Source organism: Thiomicrorhabdus indica (genome assembly GCF_004293625.1).
In the GTDB taxonomy this organism is placed as follows: domain Bacteria; phylum Pseudomonadota; class Gammaproteobacteria; order Thiomicrospirales; family Thiomicrospiraceae; genus Thiomicrorhabdus; species Thiomicrorhabdus indica.
Genome location: NZ_CP033040.1, coordinates 87,836 through 112,670 on the forward strand (window position 1 = coordinate 87,836; position 24,835 = coordinate 112,670).

Here is a 24,835-nt window from a genome sequence, read left to right on the forward strand (position 1 = left end):
TGAGTTGACTTCATCCTAAGATAAATTGGCAAAAATACAAACAAATTTTATTTAATTGAGCCCATATAGAACTATTACCTTATATTGTTGAATTTTATAGTTTTATTAAAAATAATTAATTTTATTAATTTCTGAAGTTGTATCAGAATAAAAACTGTGAATGTTACCGGCCGGTAAAAAAAACAAAACAATAAACCGGTCAAAAATATCATTTTTCTCAAAACCAATTTTTTAGGAGAGTGTTATGGAATCAACAGGAAAATGCCCATTTATGCATGGCGCTAATACTGAAAGTCAATCATCGGTCATGGCTTGGTGGCCAAATGCTTTGAATTTGGACATATTGCATCAACACGACCGCAAAACCAACCCATTGGGTGAGGATTTTAATTACGCTGAGGCGTTCAAAAAGCTCGATTTGGAATCAGTCAAAAATGACTTAAAAGCCCTGATGACCGATTCGCAAGATTGGTGGCCTGCCGATTGGGGGCATTATGGCGGGCTAATGATTCGTATGGCATGGCACGCCGCCGGTTCTTATCGGATTGCCGATGGTCGAGGTGGAGCCGGAACCGGTAACCAGCGTTTTGCACCGCTTAATTCATGGCCAGATAACGTCAACCTTGATAAAGCACGTCGTCTGCTGTGGCCGATTAAAAAGAAATACGGCAATAAACTGTCTTGGGCAGATTTAATGATTCTGGCTGGGAACATGGCCTATGAATCGATGGGCTTGAAAACCTTTGGTTTTGCCGGTGGTCGAGAGGATATTTGGCATCCAGAAAAAGACATTTATTGGGGTTCTGAGAAAGAGTGGCTTCAACCGTCTGGCGGTGAAGGCAGCCGTTATTCCGGTGAGCGAGATTTGGAAAACCCATTGGCTGCGGTGATGATGGGTCTTATTTATGTCAATCCAGAAGGGGTAGATGGTCATCCTGATCCACTAAAAACAGCGCACGATGTGCGAGTTACCTTTAAACGTATGGCGATGAATGACGAAGAAACGGTGGCTTTGACAGCAGGTGGGCATACGGTAGGTAAATGTCACGGCAATGGTGATGCGGCGAATTTAGGGCCCGATCCTGAAGCAGCAGACATTCATGAACAAGGTTTCGGGTGGCTAAATCACACAAGCAGAGGAATCGGCCGAGATACAGTATCAAGTGGAATTGAAGGGGCTTGGACGACCCATCCCACTCAGTGGGATAATGGTTATTTTTACCTGCTATTCAACTACGATTGGGAGTTAAAAAAGTCACCGGCCGGTGCTTGGCAATGGGAGCCGATCAATATTAAGGAAGAAGATAAACCGGTCGATGTTGAAGACCCTTCAAAACGATACAATCCGATTATGACCGATGCAGATATGGCAATGATTAAAGACCCAGAATATCGCAAAATCTCGGAACGGTTTTACAATGATCCAGACTATTTCTCAGAGGTTTTTGCGCGTGCTTGGTTTAAATTGACTCACCGTGATTTAGGGCCAAAAACACGTTATTTGGGGGCGGATGTGCCAGATGAAGATTTGATCTGGCAAGACCCAATTCCAGCTCCTGAATATGTGCCGAATGAGGCTGAGATTGCCGAGTTAAAATCGAAAATTTTGGATTCCGGTCTAAGTGTTGCGGAGTTAGTGGCGACCGCTTGGGATTCGGCGCGTACCTATCGTGATTCAGATAAACGTGGTGGTGCGAATGGTGCACGAATTCGTCTTGCACCTCAAAAGGATTGGGTGGCAAATGAGCCAAAACGTCTTGAAAAAGTCCTAAACGTACTTGAAAAGATTCAAAAAGAATTTAACCGGCCGGTATCTATGGCGGATTTAATTGTCTTAGCAGGTTCGGCTGCAATTGAAAAAGCGGCAGAGGATGCTGGGGTTTCGATGGAAGTGCCGTTTGCACCGGGGCGCGGTGATGCGACGCAGGAAATGACCGATATTGAATCTTTTGAAGTGCTGGAGCCTTTGCACGATGGTTTTCGTAATTTCTTGAAAGGGGATTATGTGGTGCAACCTGAAGAGATGTTGCTGGATCGTGCACAATTGATGGGGTTAACCGCACCGGAAATGACAGTATTGATCGGTGGTATGCGTGCCTTGGGCGCAAATTATAATGGTTCCAAAGACGGTGTATTTACTGACCAAGAAGGGGTTTTAACCAATGACTTCTTTGTCAATCTGACGTCGATGGAATATAGTTGGGAGCCAACGGGTAAAAACAGCTATGACATTGTTGAACGAATGACCGGCAACAAGAAATACACCGCAAGTCGCGTCGATTTAGTGTTTGGATCAAATTCGGTTTTACGTTCTTATGCGGAAGTCTATGCACAAGATGACAACCAAGAGAAGTTTGTTAAAGATTTTGTCGCCGCTTGGGTCAAAGTGATGAATGCTGATCGGTTTGATTTGGCTTAATTTAACTTAGTTTATTGGGTTTTATGACGTTCAAAATTGATATGAAAAACGGTGCTTTGAGCGCCGTTTTTTGATTTTATTCACTCTAAAAATCACTATATTTGTTGCTTTTTAGAGTGCAAATGCCAAAGTGAAATCGGGTTTGAGGTTCTATAATAGTGTGTTTTGATTCTAAGTGAATGTTTCCTCTTGAACCCAAATAGGCACCCTGCTCAATATTATCGATTGGCTTATTTTTTACTGGCACTGGCTGCTTTATTCTGGGCTGGTAATTTTGTGCTGGCACGCGCGATGCACGCCAATATTCCGCCGATTGGTCTAGCGTTTTGGCGCTGGTTCGCAGTGGCGGTGTTTATTGTGCCTTGGGCGTGGCAAGATTTAAAAAAACAGTGGCCGATTATGAAAGCGCATGCTGGTTTTATGTTGGCGTTGGGAATTTTGAGTGTCGGTGCGTTCAATACGCTGGTTTACATCGGTTTACAAACGACTTCGGCAGTGAATGCGTTGTTACTGTTGTCTTCCGTACCGGTGTTTATCTTGTTGATGTCTCCAGTAATTCTCGGTCACCGCTTGAATGCGTATCAAATAATGGGCATGGTGGTTTCCGGTTCCGGTGTTTTATTGGTTTTAACACAAGGCAAGCTACTAGCTCTAGCAGATTTTGGGCACGATGCAGGGCTGCTTTGGGTATTAACGGGCGTTATTAGCTGGGCGCTCTATTCCGTGTTGTTGCATAAATTGCCGAAAGGCATCGGCGGCAGCGGTTTCTTTGCGGTGACGGTATTGGTCGGGGTATTTGGGTTGTTACCGTTTTACGCTTGGGAAAGCGTTGTGCAGCAGCGACCGATAACGTTTATCACCGATTTTTGGCTGACGGTGGCTTACGTCGCTTTTTTCGCTTCTATTCTAGCGTATATGTTTTGGAACAAAGCGGTGGATATGATTGGCGCGGAACGCGCTGGCGGGTTTATTCATTTGATGCCGGCGTTCGGTTTGATGTTATCGGCGTTGTTGTTAGACGAAGCCATTACCGTTGCTGCTTTGTTGGGATTGGGGCTGATTTTTGCCGGTTTAGTTTTGGCGGCGGGTAAATCGATATGGCGCAAATCGGCTTAGATCGAAATAGAAGAAACGTAAAGCCGAAATATTAATAGATTATTTTCCAATCATATTTTTTGATTTTGGCATCGGTAGTCTGCCGATTGCCGAAAAAACTCAGAAACTTTTGTCCAAAGAAAACTGGCTGTCTACTCAAGCCGAAAACGGTTCTACGATGCTTTACAGCAATAGAAAATTTTTTATGAGAAAAAACGCGCATAATAAATCTATTTAAGTGAGTTAAAAGCACTATATTTAGTGGTTTTTACAATGTTTTTTGCTAAAGTAATCTATTTCGAATCCCGTTTTTTAAGGAATTGTTTTGAACTTACATCTTATACCGATTGAGACTCAAACGCAGATTGAACAGCTCGCTCGGCTTGCTAAATCCATTTGGGAACAACATTTCACGCCAATCATCGGTGACGAGCAGGTGGACTATATGTTGACCCATTTTCAGAGTGCTGAGGCGATTCGGCAACAAATTCGTGACGGCGCTCTATATTTTGTCGCACACACCGAACAAGGTCAGCAAAGCTATATGGCAGTGATTCCGTCGGTGGAAAAAGGCAAAGCCATGTTAAGCAAGTTGTATGTGGAGCATTCGGCTCGTGGAACGGGTATTGGCAAAGCGTTGCTGACGCATGCTGAAAAAGTTACGCGTGATTTGCGATTGAATGCTTTGTGGCTGACGGTCAATCGTTTTAACGACGATACGATTGCCTGGTATAAACGCCAAGGGTTTTCTGTAGTGGATGAGCAGAAAAAAGATATCGGTAATGGCTTTTTTATGGACGATTTGATTATGGAAAAAACGGTTTAGCCAAGGAGGATAAGGTGGCGTTTTCGGAAGCGGAAAAAGAAACTCTATTGGCTTTGAAAGGAGTCGGTCCAACCGTAGTTAAGCGGATTGAAGAAATTGGTATTGACTCATTTGAGGTGCTGGCCACTTATCAGGGGGAAGAGATTGTAGAAACAGTCGCATCCATGTTGCGGACTACTTGCTGGAAGAACAGCCCACAGGGTTTAGAAGCTATTAATGCTGCGATTGATTGCGCTAAACAGCATAAAGATGCGTAGCGATTGCAACTTCTCAAATTCAAAGCTTGAAACGTAAACGGCTAGATTAAAAGCTTAAGTAGGAATGTGTCGTTTGACAAAGGTGTATCGATTAGCTTTCATGACAGTAAATGAGTTTTTACAGGACAAAAAAAGCCCGCAAAATACGGGCTTAAAAGTGGTTTTAACACAGAGTTAACTATTATTCTGCTTTTGTACCGTAGAAGTTCCCTTCAGTATCTGTAAAGTTTTGCGTAGAGTATTCAGAGTAAGGCAGTTTACTCACTGTACCTTGTTCCTTGGCATAGTCAGAGAAGCTTTGCGCATAGTCTAAGAAAGTGTCGATGTATTTGTCGCCAGTAATCTCAGCAAAGGTTGCGTAGCCATCTTTACCGCCAGCAATATAGTCATTTGTTAAAACGATATAAGTGGCTGATTCATTAAAGGTTACCCAAGTATCTGAGCCACGTGCTTTATATTCTAGATTGGATAAACGATTTCCAACCGTTTGAGTCAAATCCATATCCCAGCGAAGACCTGCGGCATAAGGATAAGCACCGGTAGAAGGTTCTACTGTTTTAACCGCATTTTCAGTGGCTTCTTCAAGCACTTGCTTGATTTGAGCACCTGTCATTTCCAATTCAACCAATGTATTAGAAAATGGCAACAGGGTGTAGGCCGTATCGGTTGTAATATCACCGGCCGGTACATCGACGCGCACACCACCGGCATTTTGAATGGCAATATCCGATCTTGGATCCATTTCATAGAACGCTTGTGCAACGAGTTGTTGAATATCTCCACCGTGTGGCTTTGTGTCATCTGCGGTACAAATATTTGAACGACCTTGGCCAGGAATTCGTTCCAAACACAAGTCACCAGACGCTTCTGCAATTTTTTCAAGCTTTAATACTTCTACGTCAGCTGCATAAACATTTAATGTGGTTTGAGCTTCAGAGTTGGCCGTCGTAACACGAAGATTGGTTTCATTTGCTAGCAATGCATTGACTTCAGAACTTTCAGACTCTACCAATAGGTGTGGTGTTCCTGAACAGTTTTCGACTTGACCATCCGCATTAAAAGATACATTTAATTCACCGACGACTTGTGCATATTGCCAAGCTTGAACCACACAAACAGTATTGCCTGATTTATCAGTGACTTTGGTTGGGTAATCGCCTTGTGAATTTAAACCATACTGATCAAAATCACCTAGCAAACTGTGAGAATCCCCACCCACAATCACATCCACTCCATCAAGGTTGGAAGCCAGTGTTAAATCATTTGCGTATTGATAATGGGTTAATAGGATGATTTTGTTAATGCCATCGGCTTCTAATTCATCAATGTATTTTTGTGCCGTTTCCAACTCATCCAAAAACTGGGTCGAATCGAGAGGGCTAGAAGAGTTTTGAGTTTTAGATTTAATATCAATCCCAATAATTCCGACCTTTTCATCATTAAATTCTTTAATCGTATAAGGAGAAAGCATATTTTTTCCACCGGCCGGGTAAAGAGGGGTGCCTTCGGTAGGAACAACGTTGGCAGCCAACACTGGTGTCGTCGGACATTTTGCATTTTCAGCAGGGTTTAGGAAGTCTAGGAAAGTTTTCAGACCTGAATCCGAGCTATCAAATTCATGGTTTCCAAGCGCAAAGGCATCAAAACAGACTTCGTTCATCATTGCGGCATCGGCTTCACCTTGGAAAAGCGTGTAGTAAAGCGTTCCAGTCATGGCATCACCGGCATGCAGTTTTAAAACATTGCCAGAAGCGGTTTGCCCTTCAAGTGTTTTGAAAGCTTCAACCACACGTGGGAAACCACCGCTTGCCACTTCGTATTCATCTGCTCCAAGAGTGATATCCATAGAATCTTCTTCGAGATGAGAGTGATGGTCATTGATATGCAAAATGGTCATTTCAAGAGCTTGAGGTTCTGAATCAGAATCGCTGTTACAAGCCGTTAAGGCAAACGACGCTGTCACAATAGATGCACCAATAAATGCGGTTTTTAGGGCGTGATTAAGTTTAGATAATTTCATAGTTTCCTCAGAAAAAAAGATATAAATGTCTATGAAATTAGACTCGATTTTTTTGATGACTTTGTGACAGAAAAATCACAAATTTATGAACGATTTAAAAAATAAAAAGCCCGCAGAGTGCGGGCTAAAAAGTAAAGGTGTGTTTAAAGTTTAATCAACTTCAATTTCATTGATTTGATAGAAAGTGGTGGTACCACTGACTTCACTGGCAACAATCAATAATGGTTGTCCATTTGGGCTATTTTCAGCAGAAACAAATTTCATCCCTTCAGGTCCAAGATCACCTGCACCACCGGCTTCAAGTACATCATTGGTGACATCTGTCAGACGGTTCGAATTGTATTCAATAAATGTTGCTTCAGAAGGCGTGGTGATGTCATAGACCATAATGCCACCCATACGCTCTAAACCGATAAACGCATAAGTTTTATCGCCGATTTGAGCGATTTCTAAGGCTTCTGGTTCTGGGCCTTTGTTATCTGAACGATCTTCAGCAGCATTCTCAGCATTGTCATTATTGAAATCGGTTCCGTACTTCTCAGCGGTAATTTGCTCGAATGTATCACCGGAATCAAAAACCTGTTCACCCGTTTCAGCATTGAAAATAGAGAAAGAACGACCACCAAAACTTAGAATTTTATCGATGGTTCCGTCACCGTCTAAATCACCATGTTTTAATGTTAGGCTGTGGGAAAATTTCAAACGATTAACCGTGTCACTTAAATCACCGCCATCAAAGCGAGATAAGTTCAATTTTGCAGTGGTTGAAGCAGGTTCATAAACATCAGAATCCAGCGCGTCTTTTAAAGTGATTTCATCGATACATTGTTCGCCAGCATCTTCTTCCTTATTAAAGTAAAAGCCAGCCGCCTCACAACTTACCTGATCTAATGCTAGTAACCAGTCATCACGGCTATCGCCTTCATTGGCGGTTAGAACATAGTTCACACCATCTACTTGGTAAGTTGCGATGGAATCCGGCATTAACATTCCCAGTGCGTTTTCGGTTTTGATATTAACCATATCGTCTTTGTTATTACCATCCAGGCCATTGCCATCAATAGAGTGGTCTTTTAAACCTAAAGCAAAGATTTTATTAATGGTTTTGGTTGTCAAATCAACGTCTACAATCGCATTGTTTTCTTGTAAGGCGACAAACGCACGGGTACTGTCTTCAGAAATAGCGACATATTCAGGCTCTAAATCTTGGGCAGGTGTGGCATTGTAACCATTCAATAAAACACCTTCTGGCAACGAAATTCCTGCAAAGCCGAGAGAGGTGACATTCGTTGATAAAGTACTGCCGTCCCAATTAATATCAATAATGCTGATACTACCTTCTGGGTCAATTGCGTAGGTATCTTCAGAAGGTTCACCCTCATTGGCAACGACTAATAATTCGCCATTTGGTGAGAAGGTCAACATATCCGGTAAAGCGCCTACTTCTAAGGCTGAAACAAAGCTCAAATCACTGACTTTGTAGAACATTACCCAACCATTATCGGTTTTAGTTTCTGCCTCGACTGCAACCGCCATCAAGCCATTTTTAACAGCTACTGAGTTTGCAGTGCCGACTAAATCGGTTGACCCAACAATTCCGTTATCTTGAAGTGTTTGCGCTAAGTTAATCGATAAGTTTTTAGTTGGGTTTGAAACATCTGATGAATTCAATACATCAATCTGTCCTGAGTTCGCGTTTACAACAAAGGTTTGTTTTGTATCAGCATCAAACGCTACGATTTCTGCTGCGGATTCATCAAACACACCTGAAGCGTATGTGCCCATTTGTTGCATTGAAATAGTGGTTTCTACAGCAGGTTCTGTAGTTGTCTCGTTGTCATCATTGTTACAACCTGATGAAAGAATTAGGCCTGAAAAAAGTGAAGCCCATAAAAGGTTTTTTTGAAAAGACATGGTTCAACTCCTATAAATTAGCGAGGGAAGTAAACCAAAAAATAATTAAGCGTTTGTGAACCTAAAATGTTCTTTAGATGACATTAAATTTAATACCGGCCGGTAGAAACTTTTGTTGTATGAACTTGATTTGCCTTTTCTTTTTCTTATTTATTTCTGTGATTTAACCCTAATTTTATTCAGGCAGGATTTGAGAGTGCTATTATCAATTTTCGTTCAATATTGGTTTTTTCTGGTATCGGTTATGGGTTGTTTTAGGGAAAACTGGGAAAAAATGTTTAAAAGTTCGCTAAGAATTTTGATTCTCAGTTTGCTGGCTTTTAACAATACCGCTTTAGCTTCTGATAATTTGCAGAGCCTCCCTGTAGATTGGTCAAAAATTGACTTGCCTGCTCTGTTAATTGAACCGGATTCTGGAGTCATTTTGGATGCTAATAGTGCAGCAAAGCGTTTCTATGGTTATCCAGAATTAACCAGTAAAACCATTCAAGAAATCAATACCTTTACATCCAAGCAAGTTGCCGAGGAGCGCCAAAAAGCATTAGAGGAAGGTCGAAATTATTTTATTTTTCGTCATAAACTTGCCAGTGGTGAAATAAAAAAAGTGGAGGTTTTTGTCTCCTCGATTCGTTATCAAGGTCGCAAACGTTTACTGTCACTGATTGTTCCTATTGATAAATTAGAATTGTCTGAAGGGGCTTCCCAACACTATCAAACCATACTTGAAAAAAGCTTAGATGAACAAGCCCAAGCCATCTATCAAAACCGACAGATAAAGTTTTGGTTAATGGGAGTGGCTTTGTCAATTTTGGCTTTTTTGACACTTTATCTTTATCGAACCCTCCTAAAAACCAAACATTTACAAAAACATTTAGTTCAAACTCAATCGCAGCTTAAAGCAACTTTAAATGCATTACCGGATTTGTTATTTGAATTGGATGAACAAGGTGTTTTTCTTGATTTTCATGCCTCAAATCGTGATCAACTTTATTTACCTCCAAAAAGTTTTTTGGGAAAGCATATCAAAGAATGTCTGCCACCGAAAATTGCTGAATTGACTCAACAGAATATCGATTCAATGAGACAAACTGGGCAAATTAAGCATAAGCAATATCAAATAGAGATTAATGGAAATACAGAATATTTTGAACTATCGGCCTCGATAAAACAGAATCCAGCAGGAGAAAACACATTTATTTTTGTCTCAAGAAATAATACCGATCGAATTCGAGCTGAAGCCAAGCTGGCTCGCAATGAACAGAATTTACGTTTTATTTCTGAAAATATTTCCGAAGTGCTTTGGTTACGAGATTTTGAATCTGGAAAAATTGAGTATGTCAGTTCTGTTTATGAAACTCTATGGGGACAGAGTCGAGAAAGTTTGTATGAAGACAACAGCCGTTTTTTAGATTCCATTCATGAAGAAGATAGACAAGGGGTTATTGATTCTTATAAGAATTTGTCAATTAATAACAGCTTAGAAAACATCTATCGAATTCTCTCTTCAGACAACCAAGTTCATTGGATAAATGCCAGAATGAGGGTAATTGCTAACCCGACAACAGGCAAACTATTGGAAGTTGGTCGTGCAACCGATATTACTGATTTAAAACACAAAGAATCTGAATTAGAGTTGGCAGCCAGTGTATTTCAATCGGCTCGGGAAGCGATTGTAATTACACTGCCAGATAGTACGATTATCGAGGTTAACCACGCGTTTACTGAGATAACTGGTTATAGCCGAGAAGAAGCTTTAGGCCAAAAAACGAATTTTTTAAAATCGAATAAGCATTCAAAAGGGTTTTACAAGAACCTTTGGAAATCCTTATTACAAAATGGATATTGGACAGGGGAAATTTGGAATATTAAAAAAAGTGGCGATTATTATCCTCAATTAACCACGATTAGTACGGTGTTTGATGAAAATGATCCAAGCCAACCATTGCATTTTGTGGTGTTGTTTTCTGATATTTCTGAACAAAAACAGCATCAACAGCAGTTAGAAAATTTAGCGAATTTTGATGATTTGACAGGTTTGCCTAATCGACGTTTGTTGAGCGATCACCTTCACCGAGCAATTATTGGCTCAGAAAGATCGAACGATTTAATTGCCATTGCGTTCATCGATTTAGACGGATTTAAGGCTTTTAATGATCAATTTGGTCATGATCGGGGTGACGATTTGTTGATCCAAATTTCAGCAAAAATGTCCAATATTTTAAGAAAAACCGATACCTTATCGCGTATTGGTGGCGATGAGTTCGTCGTAATCTTTGAGGAAATTGCCGATAAATTGGAATTGATTCCATTATTGGAACGTTTATTAGCATCGATTCGCGAAATAAATATTGAATTTGTGCACAAAGTTCAGATTTCAGCCAGCATTGGTGTGACTTTATATCCTGATGATAAGGTGGATGCAGAGCAGTTAATTCGACATGCAGATCAGGCGATGTATCAAGCAAAACGCCAAGGAAAAGATCAGTATGCATTCTTTGATATTGAGAAAGAGTTAGCGATTCAAAGTAATCAAGATTGGTTGAATGCCATAAAATCAGCCTTGGGGAATAATGAATTTGTTTTGCACTATCAGCCCCAAGTTAATATGAAAACGGGTGCAATCCAAGGGGTTGAAGCATTAATTCGCTGGCAACACCCTCAAGAAGGTTTGCGATACCCGAATGACTTTTTGCCTATTTTGTCTGGGTGGCCAATCGAGATTGACATTGATTTTTGGGTGATTCGCCAAGTGCATATTCCGGCGGACTTGAACGGTGATTCCGGTTTTATTTGAACACCTGATTTCAACGCATCGTTGGCTGTGGCTTTTTTACCCTAAGTGTTCAAGTGGCGTCAATCTTTGATTGCATTTTTCGCATCGATTCGCCCTTGAGTTTGATGCGATGCGCGTTGTGCATCAGTCGATCTAAAATCGCATCAGCAAGCGTGTTGTCACCAATCGATTGATACCACTCCTCTGTCGGTAACTGGCTAATTAGAATCGTGGAACTGACGCCATGGCGGTCATCCATGATTTCCATCAGGTCATTGCGTTGCGAGGCTTTGAGTGGTTCTAATCCCCAATCATCGAGAATGAGTAACGGTAATTTGGCAAGACGTTTAAGTGCGGTTTGATAAGTCCCATCCGCTTTGGATTGAGTGAGTTCTAACAGTAAGCGACTGATGCGGTAATACTTGACGCCATAGCCTTGCAGACAAGCCGTGTGACCCAGTGCACACGCAAGATAAGTTTTTCCTGAACCACAAGGGCCGGTGAGCAGCACATTCTGATGACGTTTGAGCCACTCGCCTTGAAGTAGGTCACGCATTACACTGGCGGTGAGCCCTCTTGGGTGTTGGTAGTCAATGCCTTGAGCGGTGGCCAGCAGTTTGAACTTGGCTTGAGCGATCAGTCGTTGCTGTTTGCGATGGTCTCGGTCCTGTTGCTCACTTTGCATCAGATGCAAGAGTCGCTCACTAAAACTCAAGTCATCATAATGGCTCGGTTGATCCAGTTGATGTTGCAGAGCTTGACGTAGGCCATACAGTTTTAAGGCATCGATTTGGTTGAATAAGGTTTGCATAAAGGGTCTCCGAATTAGTGGAAGCTGTGCGGGCCACGGATGTTTTCATGGGACTGGGGCAGTGTCGTCGAGGTGTTTGCCTTGTTCGTCTCAATGGGTAGCTGATCTAGATTGCTGACCAGGATATTTTTGAGTTGTTGTAATCGGTACAGCTTGTAGTGATTGGCGCGCTGACAGGCCCGATTTAATCGCTCAGCGGGATACTGACGAGTGAGGCCCAATGCGCCTAAGCAGACGCGATAAGCCTGTTCTGGATGGTCTTTAGTCATGAGCTGCGTACTCACCCAAGTCAACACCTCAGGACCGATGGCTTTGGCTTGGTTTTTTAAGCTTCCGGGAGAGACTTTGTGCTGAGCCAAGTGTGCTTTGGGCATGTGCTGAGAATCGGTGGTAAAGCCATAGGTATAACCTCTAAGGTGTGTGGCCACACAGCGATTATGGAAGAACAGTTGAATCTGTTTGCTCGTAGCATGTAGTTCAATGGTTTCGCCCACCAATTCATGCGGTACCGAGTAGAGCCGCTGGTCGAACTCAACGTGATAATCAATATTCACCTTAACGCGTTTAATGTGGGTGTATTCATAAGCGTTGCTTGGAAGAGGCAACAATGCCGGCCGGTCAATGTTTTCGAACCATTCAAGACGATTGCCTTCAAGGCGTTTAAAGGGTTTTGTATTCACCTCTGTTAACAAGGCTTGAATGCACTGGTTGAGCTCACCCAGAGAGAAAAACGTCTGGTGACGCAGACGCGCTAAAATCCAGCGCTCAATGATCTGCACACCCACCTCTACCTTGGCTTTATCTTTCGGTTTACGAGGACGAGTGGGCAGAATCACCGTGCCATAGTGCTGGGCAAGCTGTTGGTAACTGGGATTGACCTCTGGGTCGTATTTACAGGCTTTGGAGACGCCGCTTTTGAGATTATCGGGCACAATCGTTTGCGGTACACCGCCTAAAAACCCAAAGGTTCGAACATGACTCTCTAGCCAGTCTTGAAGCCCTTGTGACCAGGTGGCTTCAGCATAGTAATAGTTACTGGCACCCATCGCCGCCACAAAGATTTGAGCGTGTCGCACTTCCCCGGTTAAGCCATCGACAATCGGCATGGTTTTACCAGCATAGTCGACGAATAAGACCTCTCCGGCTTTATGGTGCTGGCGCATGGAGCGTTGTTGTTTTTTAAGCCAGTTGAGATAACGGTCGCAATACTGAGAGTAGCTATAACAACGGTTAGGGTATTGTTGACAGTACTCCTCCCAGAGCAGTTGCTTGGTGACGCCCTTATGGGTGAGTTGCTTTTTCACCTCAGCCCACTTAGGCACTTGGAAACGGGTAGAGGCTCGCGTATCGGCAGTGGGATAAAACTGCTGTGCGAGTTGGGCATCATCGAATGAATCAAGTGGCCAAGACAAATCGAGTTCTTTGGCACGTTTTAAAAGCGATTGCACCGAACCGACACTGATTTTCGTGCTGCGGTGAATCTGACGAATGCTTAAACCTGCGTAAAAATGCAGGCGTAAAACTTCACGAATGTTACGCATTGTAATCCTTTTCAAAACCGAACCTCTTCTTGCCAACGAAAAAGAGGGATTCGATACGAAATAGTGAAATAAATCAATGCGTTGAAAGGATTCTGGAAACACTTGAACACCGATTCCGGGGATTTGAACAGTGATTCCGGAAAATCGGCCAAAACTGTACTAAATAAAACCGGAATGAGTGTTCAAGTAAAACCAGAATAGGTGTTCAAATGTTTCCGGAATGGGTGTTCAAGTCAGGCCGGAATATGCACCAAGCGTTAATTCAACTCAATAATTGGCAAGGAACAGATATACAGGACTTTACCATTAGCATTAATGTGAGTGGTCAACTGTTGTTAACGGAGTCATTTATAGAAGATTTGCTGGCGATTCTTAAGGATTACCCAGAACACCTGTATCAACATTTAGAAATTGAGGTTTTGGAAAGTCAGGCGCTTGCTGATTTAAAACAAGTGTCTCAGGTGATTAACTCATGTCAGGAAATGGGAATCAAATTCGCCTTGGATGATTTTGGGACGGGTTATTCGTCTTTGACGTATTTACGTTATTTGCCTGCGAATTTAGTCAAAATTGATCAGTCATTTGTTCGTGACATGTTAACCGATAACGAAGATCGAGCGATTGTTGACGGCATTATTGGTTTGGCTGCAGCCTTTAACCGTAAAGTGATTGCAGAAGGGGTAGAAACTCGAGAAATTGGACAATATCTAATCGAAAATGGCTGTGAACTCGGTCAAGGATATGGCATTGCAAAACCAATGCCGATTAACCAAGTGGACGACTGGGTTGAGAGTTGGAAGTCATCCACTTGGTAATTTTTTTAGAAAATTTAAGTTATAAAATTACTCAAAAAATTATTTAAAAAAATGGGTAAGTAAATTCTATGATTGTTTCAGGTTTTAAATAAGCCAGCGACAAATGCCTTTTTCCCCCTTCGAAGTGAGTTTTAGTCCAGCTTAGCGAAAGACTCTGCGAGCGATGAGACTGTTTGAGCAAACTTTGTTTGCGAGTTTCGAAATCGCCAGAGGATAAGCGTTAGCTGGACTTAACGAGCGGAGTGGGGCTGTTTTCTTTGGTTCATTTCTTTTGCCAGGGCAAAGAAATGAACGGAAAAAATATTGGGCAAAAATCTGATTATTATTGATTTTTAGGGTGAGACCAAAATCACATAACAATCACAAAATTTACATAGCCAAAAAAATATCTAGTCATTCGTTTTTTGAATTTCCAGCAATTTCATTTTGGAATCTGAGCGGAATCGAACTTGATCACCACGTTTTAAACCTTCAAGCATGGTTGGGTCATCAGTGCTAAAAGACATAGTCATTGGTGGCATATCCAATTCATCGAGTTTACCGTGTTTTAAAGTGATTTTTCCATTATGAAGCTGAACGCGTTTGACTTCGGCTATTACAGTTTTTTGCATAGCTTTGTGTTCGCTCATCATGTGCATGTTATGACCGTTAGGGTGATCATTATTATGATTCATTGCCCAAATCGATGAACTGACACCAAAAGTTAGCGCAATAACTAAAATTGCACGAATGGTATTGAAGGTTTTTTCTGCTTGAGTTTTCATAAATTTCTCCTTAGTGATGGTTGTGATTTGAGGATTTTTTGACGTTAACTTCAATCGGCGTATCAATTGATTCTTTCGTTGGCATTGCACTCTGCCCTGCATCGTTTGAACGTCTGGGTTTTAAAGGTTCGCCTTGGTACTCATAGGCTTGCGTTCCAGCAGGTTGTTGGAACCAACCAGGATCAGAATAGTCACCGGGTTTTTGATCTTCTCGTACTTTGAAAACGCTGAACATACCACCCATTTCTACAGAGCCGTAAGGTCCGTCACCCGTCATCATCGGTAAGGTGTTTTCTGGCAATGCCATCTGCATTTCAGACATATCTGCCATGCCACGTTCGCCCATCGCCATGTAATCTGGCACCAGAGAATGCAGTTTTTTCGTAACACCGCTATGGTCGACACCAATCATTGTTGGCACATCATGTCCCATTGCATTCATAGCGTGATGGCTTTTATGGCAGTGAAATGCCCAATCACCCACTTCATCGGCAATAAATTCAATCTGCCGCATTTGCCCAACGGCGATATCGGTCGTGACCTCTGGCCAGCGACTGCCTTTCGGCGTTGGGCCTCCATCTGTACCTGTGACTTCAAATTCATGTCCGTGGATATGAATTGGATGGTTGGTCATGGTTAGGTTTCCGATGCGAATACGCACTCGGTCGTCTTTGCGAACACACAGTGGTGAAATTCCGGGGAAAACCCGTGAGTTCCAAGTCCAAAGGTTAAAGTCAGTCATGGTCATAATATTGGGAGTATAAGCACCAGGTTCAATGTCATAGGCATTCAATAAAAAACAGAAGTCACGATCCACTTCGTTAATTAGAGGGTGTTTTTGTTTGGGGTGAGTGACCCAAAATCCCATCATTCCCATTGCCATTTGCGTCATTTCATCTGCGTGAGGGTGGTACATAAAAGTTCCCGGCCGGCGCGCCTCAAATTCATAGACAAATGTTTTACCGGCCGGTATCGCAGGTTGATTCAGTCCAGAAACACCATCCATTCCATTGGGTAAACGTTGACCGTGCCAATGGATACTGGTGTGTTCAGGAAGATGGTTCGTAACAAAAATACGTACTCGATCTCCTTCAACTACTTCAATAGTTGGCCCAGGTGATTGGCCGTTATAACCCCATAGATTAGCAATCATTCCGGGAGCCATCTCACGTTGAACAGGTTCTGCGACTAAATGGAACTCCTTCACACCGTTGTTCATGCGCCAAGGCAGAGTCCAACCGTTTAGAGTAACCACTGGATTATATGGTTGGCCAGTATCGGGATATAGAGGGTCCATAGTATCCGCGGAAGTTTGGATTACCGGTTCTGGTATACTTGCTAGTGCACTTTTGTGAACCAAACTACTGGCAACAGCACCGCCTGCAAGCCCAGCCATTTTTAAAAAATCTCGTCGACTATTCATAAATTTCTCCTAATTTGGTTAGTGCGCATCGCTTGCGTTATTGGCTGAATTTGAATTGATTTGAGTCAAACTCGAGGTAATCGGTTGACCAATGAGATTGGCATCCAGATTAGTTTTCGCCTTCCAAAAGTCGGCTTTTGCATCAATTGTGCTTTCAATTGCTGAGATCTGCTGTTTACTGTCGGATATTAATTGAAATACGCTAATAAACATTCCGTTGTATTGATAAGTGTTTTCCTCAGCTAAAATTTCTTGCATGGGTACCACTTCATTTTGATAGTGTTTGGCAATATCGTAAGCCGTGCGATAAGCAGAATAGCTTTCTCGCAAGTAGGATGATGCTTGGCGTTGAGAGGTCAAAAGTTGGGTTTGAGCTTGTAATAATTTTGCTTTAGCGGACTGCCGCTTGAGTTCTCCCCAATCAAAAATAGGGAGTTGAATTTCAATTTCAAAGCCATCAGAGTTTTCTTTATCGCCGGGTTCCCGATCCTCTTTGGATTCTTTGATTAAGCCAACTTCAATATCAGTAAAGCTGGTGACTTTTTCAATGCCATAAGTTGATAGCAAAGAGTCTAATTGGATTTGAGCCATTTGGATATCAAGGCGGTTTGCGCCCAGATTTTTAACGCTTTCCACTGATAAGGGCGAATCGGGTAAATCACTGAGCTGTGAAGGGAGTTTGAGCTGTTTGGCTTGCTTGGCTGTTAACCCGAGCAAACGGACTAATTGCTCTTTTTTACTCAGCCATTCGTGTTGTCTTTTGGCCAAAGTTACGGCTGCATCTGAATAGAAAAGCTGTTGACGTAAGCTTTGTATCCGAGTGAAATTACCTGCTGCTTGCATGCGTTTAGCAAGGGTAGCGGTCGCCTCCGCAGCCGTCATAACTTTTTTTGCATATTGCCATTTTTCTTGTGCAACCACTGCATCAATCCAAGCGTTTCGCAATTGGCTAATCTGTGTCACGACTTTCACTGCTAATTCAGCTTGGCGTTGTTTGAGTTGCCATTTAGCGGTTTCCTGTCTTGCTGGTAATGTTAGTAAATCTAGTAGTCCAAATGACAGCACTTGTCCGATTTCAATTTCATGAGCATTACTGACTCGTTCAAAACTGAAAGCAGGATTATGAATGCGTCCAATCTGCGCGGCCATTGATTGTCGAGACCAATTTTGAGCTAACAAACTCTGGAATTCTGGACTGTAATTCAAGAGCAAGCTGACTGCTTTTGCTTGATTCAGTGGCGATTTCAACAGTTCATCTGCAAAGTTTTGTTGAAAGTTAGGAGACTCTAAATTTTGATGAAATACTAATTCTCCTTGTGTAAATGGAGTGAGTTGTTGATTGGTTTGTTGCACCGATTTTGGCATATCAACGGTTGCACAGCCAGATAGGCTTAAAATCCCAAGGGTGATGACAGAAAAACGCCAATAGAGTGGAGAGGTTTTCATTGGAAACCTCCTTGCATCATTGAGTGTTCATGATGATGGTGCGAATGCCTATTGGATGAACTTTCTTGTGATGCTGGTTTTGAACTTTGCATGCCTTCTTGCATATAGACGCGCCAACCACCAATTTTCTCAACGGTTTGATTAGCTTGATGCCAGTCACCTAAAGGCGCATCCATAAAGGGTTTGTAGTTTGAGAATGCCGATTGATAATCGACCTGTTCTTGTGCCTGTACATTGGTGCACACACCAATAAGCAGGACACCGCTTAAATTTAAAAAACGCATAGTGCCTCCAAAAAAATTGGATTAAAAATTTTGAGATAGAATCAAAAATTTATGCGTTGAGCGGAGGTCGATAAATGGAAGTAAAATCGGTTGAACGGAAAGTTTCTACCAAAGTAGGTATGGCAGAAAAAGAGGGCGTTTGTTGCCAAACTAATATGGGAGTTTCCAAAAGCTCGACACTAATGAAATAAGTACATTTGCAATCGTTATGTTGGAATTTGGAATCGGTTTGTGTATCGCATTTAGTGTCCGTAATCATTGAATGACTGTTGTTTTGGGCATCTAGTTGCTTGGACTGCAATAGTGAGTGGTGGTAATGATTGGAAAGTTGATTGGTGGAAATTTGGTGGTTGCTTGAGTGGGTATTAAAATGCATCGTTTTTGCATCTAACGCTTCAAATGAAATTTGAGTAGCGGTGTTTGGCTTGAAGTGATGCAAACAACTTAAACCAGCGGCGAATCCCTGAGTGAACACGGCAGTCATCAGCCACAAAACCAATGTGGCTTTGAAAAAATGCAAATTGTTGGAAATTGCTTTTTTCATTGAAGTACCGTATGCCAAAATTAAATATGAAAGTTTTAATTTTCATTTTATGGGATTTACAAGGTTATTCAAGCATTGAATCTTGAATAAAGTTTTGACCGGCCGGTAAAGTTTGAATCTTTTTACGCAAAAAACTTTGTAAAGTTTTCGATGGCTTCACGTTCCGTGCGGTACTGGTTGACTGGATGATTTGTATCTTCATAGCCAATCGCCATACCACCCAAAATAAGCTTGTTTTCGTCATAATCCAATTGCTGGCGAATAATCTGAGGATATTCTCCCAAAGCGCCTTGCGGACAAGTTGCTAACCCAGCTTCTTCGGCAAGTAACATAATATTTTGTACAAACATTCCACAATCAAAATAAGAGCCGGTATTCAGCGACTGATCGATGAGAAATATCAACATCACTGGTGCGTCAAATGCGCGGTAGTTTGCTGCCCATTGCGCTTTTTGACGTTCTTTGTCTTGGCGTTCAATATTTAACGCACCGTAGAGTTGTTTTCCGGTTGTCACACGGCGTTGTTTATAGGGTGGATGCCATTCATCAGGATAATAGCCATAATCCATCTGTCCGCGGTTGCCTGCTTCAAATTCCGCCAAAAAAGCATTTTGCAATTGTTGTTTAGTTTCGCCTGTTACCACGGCAACTTGCCACGGCTGAGTATTAACACCCGAAGGCGCAAAGCGAGCAGTATCCAGAATTGTTTGAATGGTTGAAAGTTCTACCGGCCGGTCTAAAAAAGCGCGCGTAGAGTGGCGTTGACGAATTGCTTGAGTAACGGTGAGTGACATTAAATTTTTTCCATTTGATTCGGATGTATTGAATAGTCTGGTTTAAAGAATAACGACTTGGTTTTTACCTTGTTTTTTTGCTTGGTAAAGTGCTTTATCCGCTCTTTTAAACAGGCTTTCTGTGGAATCTGTTTCCACAAAAAGGGTTGCTCCAAAACTCAGTGTTATTTGGGGATCAAATGTGCAATTTTCAACTTTATCTCGAATGGATTCGCAAATTTCTTTGAGCTTTTCCTTGTTTGTATTTTCAAGAATGATCACAAATTCTTCGCCACCCACTCGGTAGAGAATACGTTTGTGTTCCAATAACTCAAAACTTAAATTAGTGATGTTTTTTAATACCTGATCGCCGGCAGCATGACCATATTCGTCATTGATAAGTTTAAAGTCATCAATATCGAAAATGACAAAGCCTAAAGGATGATGGTTATGCAACACGTTTTGAATTGAGTTTTTTAATTGGAAGTCAAATGAACGGCGGTTTCCGGCTCTTGTTAAAGGGTCTGTTTGACTTTGGTCATGCAATTCGACTAATTGGCTGATATCACTCATGACGACAACGGATTGCCCGCTTTTGGGATTAAGAGGCGTCGCTTTCACACTTAATGTTAGGACTTTATCAACCGGTTGAACTTTAGCTAAAAATACATTTTTAGGGTTTTCCAACAGTACTTCCAGCCAAGTTTTTGAACCCATATACTTGCTTAAATAGCCTTCTTCCTCAAGAAAATAATCACAGACACAGCTTTTATCTTCGGGGAGTTTAGGAAAATATTCAAACAGCTTTTGATTTCCCTCTGATAGCTTGTTGCCGTTGGTGACTAAAACTAAATCATTTTCAGCGTTTAGAATATTTTGATAATGATTCTTTTGCGCAAAGATGATGCTAAAACCAAGTCCTGCTAGAATCAATAATGTAAGGAAAATATCCAGTTGAATCAATCTTTTCCAGGTTTGTTCAGCTTCAAAAGATTGGCTGGCCGTGAGGTTTATGTCATCGACCGAAATAAAGCTGAAAAAGTAGCCATGAATCTGATTGTTGTTGGCAACTAAAGGGTAGGGAACCACCAGTAAATTATTCCATATGGTGTATTTGTTGTTTAACCACAATGAAATATCTTTAGGACTTATTTTTTCTAGAATTTCTGGATTTGGATTTAGGTTAGCGACATAGTGCGAACCAATTTTATGAGAACTAAATGGGTGTTGAATAATTTTTGACCGATCCTGAGTAGCAATGACTAGAGAGTCAATTTTTTCAGCCTCAAAACGTCTTTGAATGGAGTTGAAGTGAGTAATTAAGTCTAAAAACCCGACAATTTCCTGTTGTTTGTTAAAGATTGGCGTTACGGCTTTGAGTGATACATCGAAACGCCCAGAAGAAATACCTGTGATGGGAGCTTGGCTTTCAATAATCTGTTTGAACTCTGGCCGGATTTTATTTAAGCCATCACGAATAGATGTCCAGTTTCGATAGAGAGACTTACCGTTAATATCCACCACTTGAACCCAAACACTTTTGTAAGAAGAAAAGTTTTCAACTTTATTGATTACTGCTGAATTATGAAGAGCAGTAATATTCATGTCATTCTGTTCAAGAATGGTCGAAAGGATAATCGACATTGCGATGGTTGTTTTCTGCTTCTCTTTTATCGCTTGTTCGACTCTGGAATTTACCGATTCTGAGTATTCACTGTATCGATGTTCTTGGGCGACCGATTGGTAATACTGAACGCCAAAGTAAGTAATGACTTGCAGAACAGCAATAAGAAAAACAGCGAGTAAAACTTTGTAGCGATGCAAATAAAAGTAATCCAACAAAATCTTTTACTCCAACGAACAGTCCAGATGAGGAAGTATAACCTGTCAGCACAGCTTGCAAGATAGATAAACGTCATTCAACAATTAGTTGTATTTATGGGCAAAAGTCGATTTTTTATCTAACCTCTAAGCGAATCGCTTATGACTGTATCGGTAATGCATTTTTTGCAATCACTTTTCGCAGCACGAAACTGGTGTGTACACCGCTCACACCGGGAATTTTAGTGAGGTGTTTAAGTAGCAATTCTTGATAAGCATCGAGATCTTTGACGACGACTTTAAGCTGATAATCCGCACTTTGGCCAGTCAAAAGTAAACACTCGATGACATTCGGCAATTTTTGGATTTCTCGTTCGAACTCTTCAAATCGTTCTTGGGTGTGTTTATCCATCGAAATATGAACGAGAGCCATTAAATCCAATCCGAGTTTTTTTGCATCCAGTTGTACGTGATAGCCTTGAATAATTCCAGATGTTTCGAGTGTTTTGAAACGGCGCAGACAGGCTGATGGCGACAAACCAATTTGATCGGCGATTTCCTGATTAGTAAGGCGACCATTTTGTTGCAGTGCGTTTAGGATTTGTTTGTCGTATTGGTCGAGTTTCATGGTGATTGTTTCGGGTTAGGTTCAATGCCATTAAGTTAAGAAAAATCGTCATTGCGAGGAGCGTCAGCGACGCGGCAATCTAAAAACTTTTCAGCTTGAAAAACCTAGATTGCTTCACTTCGTTCGCAATGACCTATCCTTAACTAAATTAAATTAAAATTTTATAAAAATTAATTTTATTAGAATTAAATTCTAATTTATTTGTTTTTATTAAAATATTTGCAATAAAAAACGGAGTTGTCAGCAGTAAAATATTCTCTAGTTTAGAAATTTACTGGAAATTATTCTCATGACAATGAATTCATCGAAATACCGTCGTAACCCTACGCCTAATTTGACTGATCGCCAGTGGCCAAATAATGAGCTAGAAAAAGCACCAATTTGGGTAAGTGTCGATTTACGAGATGGTAACCAAGCGCTTGCCAACCCGATGAATGTCGAGCAGAAACTAAAACTTTGGCATGAGTTGGTGGCTATCGGTTTTAAAACCATTGAAATTGGTTTTCCGTCGGCATCTCAACCAGAATTTGAGTTTACCCGCCGGTTAATTGAAGAAAACCGTATTCCAGAAGACGTGACGGTTCAGGTGTTGGTGCAAGCGCGAGAGCATTTGATTGAGCGTACTTATGAAGCGCTAAAAGGCGTCAAAAAAGCGGTGATTCATGTCTATAACACTACTTCCATTGTGCAGCGTGAAAATGTTTTTGAAAAATCGAAAGATGAAATCAAAGCCATGGCGGTGCAGGGCGCGAAATGGGTTCAAGAATACGCTGAAAAAGCCAAACAAGACGGTTCTAATTCAGAATGGATTTTCCAATATTCGCCGGAAAGCTTCTCACAAACTGAAACTGATTATGCAGTGGAGGTTTGTCAGGCTGTGATGGAAGTTTGGCAACCAACGCCAGATAACATGTGCATTTTAAACTTACCTGCAACGGTGGAAAGCAACTCGCCGAATCGCTTTGCCGACCAAATTGAATACTTTATTCGTAATTTGCCAAATCGAGAATCGGCGATTATTTCGATTCATACCCACAATGACCGCGGTTGCGCAGTCGCAGCGGCAGAATTGTCGCTACTAGCTGGCGCAGATCGTATTGAGGGAACACTTTTAGGAAATGGTGAGCGTACCGGAAATATGGACATTGTTACTTTGGCAATGAACTTGTATTCCGAAGGCATTGATCCAGAGTTAGACTTTACCAACCCAGAAAAATGGATGGATGTGGTTGAGGAAGTTACCAAAATCCAAACACATCCGCGTCATCCTTGGGTGGGCGATGTGGTGTACACCGCTTATTCCGGTTCGCACCAAGATGCAATTCGTAAATGTTTATTAAAACAAGAAGATAATAAGCCATGGAATGTGGCCTATTTGCCAATTGATCCCAAAGACATTGGACGTGATTACGAAGCGATTATCCGTGTTAATTCGCAATCCGGTAAAGCAGGTTCCGCGTTTATTTTGGAACAAGAATATGGCTTAAATATGCCGAAATGGGTGCAGATGGATTTTGCTGGAACGGCGCAGAAACTTGCCGAAGAAAAAGGTGGCGTTGTCAGCCATGTTGACCTATTTGCCGCTTTCAAAACCTATTACAAGTTTGGACAATTCAACGAGCGCATCCAATCTTACCAAGTTAATCGTGACGGCGACAAAGAAACCATTAGTCTTGAATTTGATGGGGAAACTTGGTTGGGTAAAGGTACTGGCACATTGAGCGCCTTGTGTGATGCTTATCAGCAAAAAACTGGCAAAACCATTGATGTCATCGATTACTCGGAGCACGCTATCCATCTTCAAAATTTGTCCGATGGTAAGGACGCCTATGCGGTAGCTTATGTTTATCTACAAACTGAAAATGGTAAAAAAGTTGGTGTTGCCACTGCGAAAGACACCGTCTCAGCAATGATCCAAGCTACACTAAAAGGCCTACAAAGCGCCTAAACAATCAAGTTGTTAAAACTTCAGAAAGCGGCACTTTCCTAGTGGAACTGTCGCTTTTTTATTTTTTCGTTTCGAAAAAATTTAGTACCATGCAATATCGTTTAAAAGTGAATCACTGTTTTTCATTGTTTTCTTAGCTAGTTTTTATGCTGCCTAAACAGGGTTGTTTAGTTTCTAAGTCTATTGAAAAATAGAATGATTAGAAGTAATGCACATCCTGAAAAATGATATAAAACGGCAACTTAAAGCATGTTTGAATGACGGAATATATTAGATTTAGGACGTCTAATAATAGTTAAGTGTACGAGAGAGTATGGATTTATATACCGCTGAGGAAATAGCAGAAAAGCAACTTTTGACTGCTTTGGAGTTATACCAAAAAGGAGACTTTCTTTGCACAATTACTTTGGCTGGTGCTGCTGAAGAAATACTTGGAAAGAGGTTGCGCAAGTTAAATATCGAACCTTCTTTTGAGAGAATAAAGAATTCAATAATGGAAGTGGCGAGAAAGTTTGGTGAAAAGGATCCAAGTGCGGATAAGGTTTTAGGTGATTTGCTAAATTTAACCCGCAATGAGTTAAAGCACTATTCAGGAGATGAGGTGTTGGAATTTGACTTGGCTGAAGATTCTTACGAGATGCTCGAGCGAGCAATTACAAACTATATACTACTTACTGGCACTGTTCATGAAGCAATGTTTGGGTTCTGGACTTCAATCAATGACACTTAACAA

General features: G+C 41.4%; 20 protein-coding genes. 8 read left to right on the forward strand and 12 right to left on the reverse strand.

Annotated features, from left to right (window positions below):
• The first annotated feature begins 244 nt into the window (after nt 1-244).
• The 4 genes from katG (at nt 245) to D9T12_RS00340 (ending at nt 4,597) form a co-directional block, all read left to right on the forward strand.
• Nucleotides 245-2,419: a catalase/peroxidase HPI gene (gene katG, locus D9T12_RS00325; protein ID WP_130536306.1), complete on the forward strand. Its 2,175-nt coding sequence runs from the start codon at nt 245-247 to the stop codon at nt 2,417-2,419.
• Nucleotides 2,420-2,608: 189 nt separating this feature from the next.
• Entirely contained in the window at nt 2,609-3,535 is a 927-nt protein-coding gene (locus D9T12_RS00330) for a DMT family transporter (protein ID WP_165395008.1), read from the forward strand.
• 304 nt (nt 3,536-3,839) lie between these two features.
• Nucleotides 3,840-4,340 carry a GNAT family N-acetyltransferase gene (locus tag D9T12_RS00335; protein ID WP_130536308.1) on the forward strand — a complete coding sequence of 167 codons (501 nt, stop codon included), beginning with the start codon at nt 3,840-3,842 and terminating at the stop codon, nt 4,338-4,340.
• 14 nt (nt 4,341-4,354) lie between these two features.
• On the forward strand, nt 4,355-4,597 hold the full coding sequence (locus D9T12_RS00340; RefSeq protein ID WP_130536309.1) for a helix-hairpin-helix domain-containing protein: 243 nt from the start codon (nt 4,355-4,357) through the stop codon (nt 4,595-4,597).
• Between the two features lie 181 nt (nt 4,598-4,778).
• Here the strand turns inward: D9T12_RS00340 and D9T12_RS00345 are convergent, their stop codons facing one another.
• Both D9T12_RS00345 and D9T12_RS00350 read right to left on the reverse strand, forming a co-directional pair.
• Entirely contained in the window at nt 4,779-6,617 is a 1,839-nt protein-coding gene (locus D9T12_RS00345) for a 5'-nucleotidase C-terminal domain-containing protein (RefSeq protein ID WP_130536310.1), read from the reverse strand.
• A 150-nt stretch (nt 6,618-6,767) separates the two neighbouring features.
• The gene (locus D9T12_RS00350; protein ID WP_130536311.1) at nt 6,768-8,531 is read right to left on the reverse strand and encodes a choice-of-anchor I family protein; all 1,764 of its coding nucleotides are present in this window, start codon (nt 8,529-8,531) and stop codon (nt 6,768-6,770) included.
• A gap of 274 nt (nt 8,532-8,805) precedes the next feature.
• On the opposite strand from D9T12_RS00350, the gene D9T12_RS00355 reads away from it, so the two are divergent.
• Entirely contained in the window at nt 8,806-11,325 is a 2,520-nt protein-coding gene (locus D9T12_RS00355; protein ID WP_165395009.1) for a diguanylate cyclase domain-containing protein, read from the forward strand.
• 49 nt (nt 11,326-11,374) lie between these two features.
• Here the strand turns inward: D9T12_RS00355 and istB are convergent, their stop codons facing one another.
• Together istB and istA are read right to left on the reverse strand one after the other, a co-directional pair.
• Entirely contained in the window at nt 11,375-12,115 is a 741-nt protein-coding gene (gene istB / locus D9T12_RS00360; protein ID WP_130536313.1) for an IS21-like element helper ATPase IstB, read from the reverse strand.
• Nucleotides 12,116-12,129: 14 nt separating this feature from the next.
• Nucleotides 12,130-13,656: an IS21 family transposase gene (gene istA, locus D9T12_RS00365; protein ID WP_130536314.1), complete on the reverse strand. Its 1,527-nt coding sequence runs from the start codon at nt 13,654-13,656 to the stop codon at nt 12,130-12,132.
• Between the two features lie 209 nt (nt 13,657-13,865).
• On the opposite strand from istA, the gene D9T12_RS00370 reads away from it, so the two are divergent.
• A complete protein-coding gene (locus D9T12_RS00370; protein ID WP_130536315.1) occupies nt 13,866-14,471 on the forward strand; it encodes an EAL domain-containing protein in 606 nt (201 codons plus the stop codon).
• Between the two features lie 389 nt (nt 14,472-14,860).
• On the opposite strand, the gene D9T12_RS00375 is transcribed toward D9T12_RS00370, so the two are convergent.
• The 8 genes from D9T12_RS00375 to D9T12_RS00410 all read right to left on the reverse strand — a co-directional run bounded on the left by D9T12_RS00375 (nt 14,861) and on the right by D9T12_RS00410 (nt 22,154).
• Nucleotides 14,861-15,235: a copper-binding protein gene (locus D9T12_RS00375; RefSeq protein ID WP_206199107.1), complete on the reverse strand. Its 375-nt coding sequence runs from the start codon at nt 15,233-15,235 to the stop codon at nt 14,861-14,863.
• A gap of 10 nt (nt 15,236-15,245) precedes the next feature.
• Nucleotides 15,246-16,658, reverse strand: a complete 1,413-nt coding sequence (locus D9T12_RS00380) for a multicopper oxidase domain-containing protein (RefSeq protein ID WP_130536316.1) — start codon at nt 16,656-16,658, stop codon at nt 15,246-15,248.
• A gap of 18 nt (nt 16,659-16,676) precedes the next feature.
• Nucleotides 16,677-18,104, reverse strand: a complete 1,428-nt coding sequence (locus D9T12_RS00385) for a TolC family protein (RefSeq protein ID WP_130536317.1) — start codon at nt 18,102-18,104, stop codon at nt 16,677-16,679.
• A complete protein-coding gene (locus D9T12_RS00390) occupies nt 18,101-18,388 on the reverse strand; it encodes a hypothetical protein (protein WP_130536318.1) in 288 nt (95 codons plus the stop codon). Before D9T12_RS00390 ends, D9T12_RS00385 begins: the two co-directional genes overlap by 4 nt.
• Nucleotides 18,389-18,437: 49 nt before the next feature.
• On the reverse strand, nt 18,438-18,932 hold the full coding sequence (locus tag D9T12_RS00395) for a hypothetical protein (protein WP_130536319.1): 495 nt from the start codon (nt 18,930-18,932) through the stop codon (nt 18,438-18,440).
• A gap of 122 nt (nt 18,933-19,054) precedes the next feature.
• Nucleotides 19,055-19,726: a nitroreductase gene (locus tag D9T12_RS00400; protein WP_130536320.1), complete on the reverse strand. Its 672-nt coding sequence runs from the start codon at nt 19,724-19,726 to the stop codon at nt 19,055-19,057.
• A gap of 42 nt (nt 19,727-19,768) precedes the next feature.
• Entirely contained in the window at nt 19,769-21,547 is a 1,779-nt protein-coding gene (locus D9T12_RS00405) for a sensor domain-containing diguanylate cyclase (RefSeq protein ID WP_130536321.1), read from the reverse strand.
• Between the two features lie 139 nt (nt 21,548-21,686).
• Nucleotides 21,687-22,154 carry an Lrp/AsnC family transcriptional regulator gene (locus tag D9T12_RS00410; protein WP_130536322.1) on the reverse strand — a complete coding sequence of 156 codons (468 nt, stop codon included), beginning with the start codon at nt 22,152-22,154 and terminating at the stop codon, nt 21,687-21,689.
• A gap of 289 nt (nt 22,155-22,443) precedes the next feature.
• Here D9T12_RS00410 and D9T12_RS00415 point away from each other — a divergent pair, with 289 nt between their 5' ends.
• Nucleotides 22,444-24,102 (forward strand): 2-isopropylmalate synthase, encoded by a 1,659-nt coding sequence (locus D9T12_RS00415; protein WP_240693198.1) that lies wholly within the window; start codon nt 22,444-22,446, stop codon nt 24,100-24,102.
• A gap of 313 nt (nt 24,103-24,415) precedes the next feature.
• Nucleotides 24,416-24,832, forward strand: a complete 417-nt coding sequence (locus D9T12_RS00420) for a hypothetical protein (RefSeq protein WP_130536323.1) — start codon at nt 24,416-24,418, stop codon at nt 24,830-24,832.
• Nucleotides 24,833-24,835 lie beyond the last annotated feature (3 nt).

Coding starts and splice junctions, on each gene's coding strand:
- D9T12_RS00385 (WP_130536317.1), bottom strand. CDS start 18,104: ATGAAAACCTCTCCACTCTATTGGCGTTTTTCTGTCATCACCCTTGGG.
- D9T12_RS00410 (WP_130536322.1), bottom strand. CDS start 22,154: ATGAAACTCGACCAATACGACAAACAAATCCTAAACGCACTGCAACAA.
- D9T12_RS00420 (WP_130536323.1), top strand. CDS start 24,416: ATGGATTTATATACCGCTGAGGAAATAGCAGAAAAGCAACTTTTGACT.
- D9T12_RS00345 (WP_130536310.1), bottom strand. CDS start 6,617: ATGAAATTATCTAAACTTAATCACGCCCTAAAAACCGCATTTATTGGT.
- istA (WP_130536314.1), bottom strand. CDS start 13,656: ATGCGTAACATTCGTGAAGTTTTACGCCTGCATTTTTACGCAGGTTTA.
- D9T12_RS00390 (WP_130536318.1), bottom strand. CDS start 18,388: ATGCGTTTTTTAAATTTAAGCGGTGTCCTGCTTATTGGTGTGTGCACC.
- D9T12_RS00400 (WP_130536320.1), bottom strand. CDS start 19,726: ATGTCACTCACCGTTACTCAAGCAATTCGTCAACGCCACTCTACGCGC.
- D9T12_RS00395 (WP_130536319.1), bottom strand. CDS start 18,932: ATGAAAAAAGCAATTTCCAACAATTTGCATTTTTTCAAAGCCACATTG.
- D9T12_RS00415 (WP_240693198.1), top strand. CDS start 22,444: ATGACAATGAATTCATCGAAATACCGTCGTAACCCTACGCCTAATTTG.
- D9T12_RS00380 (WP_130536316.1), bottom strand. CDS start 16,658: ATGAATAGTCGACGAGATTTTTTAAAAATGGCTGGGCTTGCAGGCGGT.
- D9T12_RS00350 (WP_130536311.1), bottom strand. CDS start 8,531: ATGTCTTTTCAAAAAAACCTTTTATGGGCTTCACTTTTTTCAGGCCTA.
- D9T12_RS00375 (WP_206199107.1), bottom strand. CDS start 15,235: ATGAAAACTCAAGCAGAAAAAACCTTCAATACCATTCGTGCAATTTTA.
- D9T12_RS00370 (WP_130536315.1), top strand. CDS start 13,866: ATGTTTCCGGAATGGGTGTTCAAGTCAGGCCGGAATATGCACCAAGCG.
- istB (WP_130536313.1), bottom strand. CDS start 12,115: ATGCAAACCTTATTCAACCAAATCGATGCCTTAAAACTGTATGGCCTA.
- katG (WP_130536306.1), top strand. CDS start 245: ATGGAATCAACAGGAAAATGCCCATTTATGCATGGCGCTAATACTGAA.
- D9T12_RS00355 (WP_165395009.1), top strand. CDS start 8,806: ATGTTTAAAAGTTCGCTAAGAATTTTGATTCTCAGTTTGCTGGCTTTT.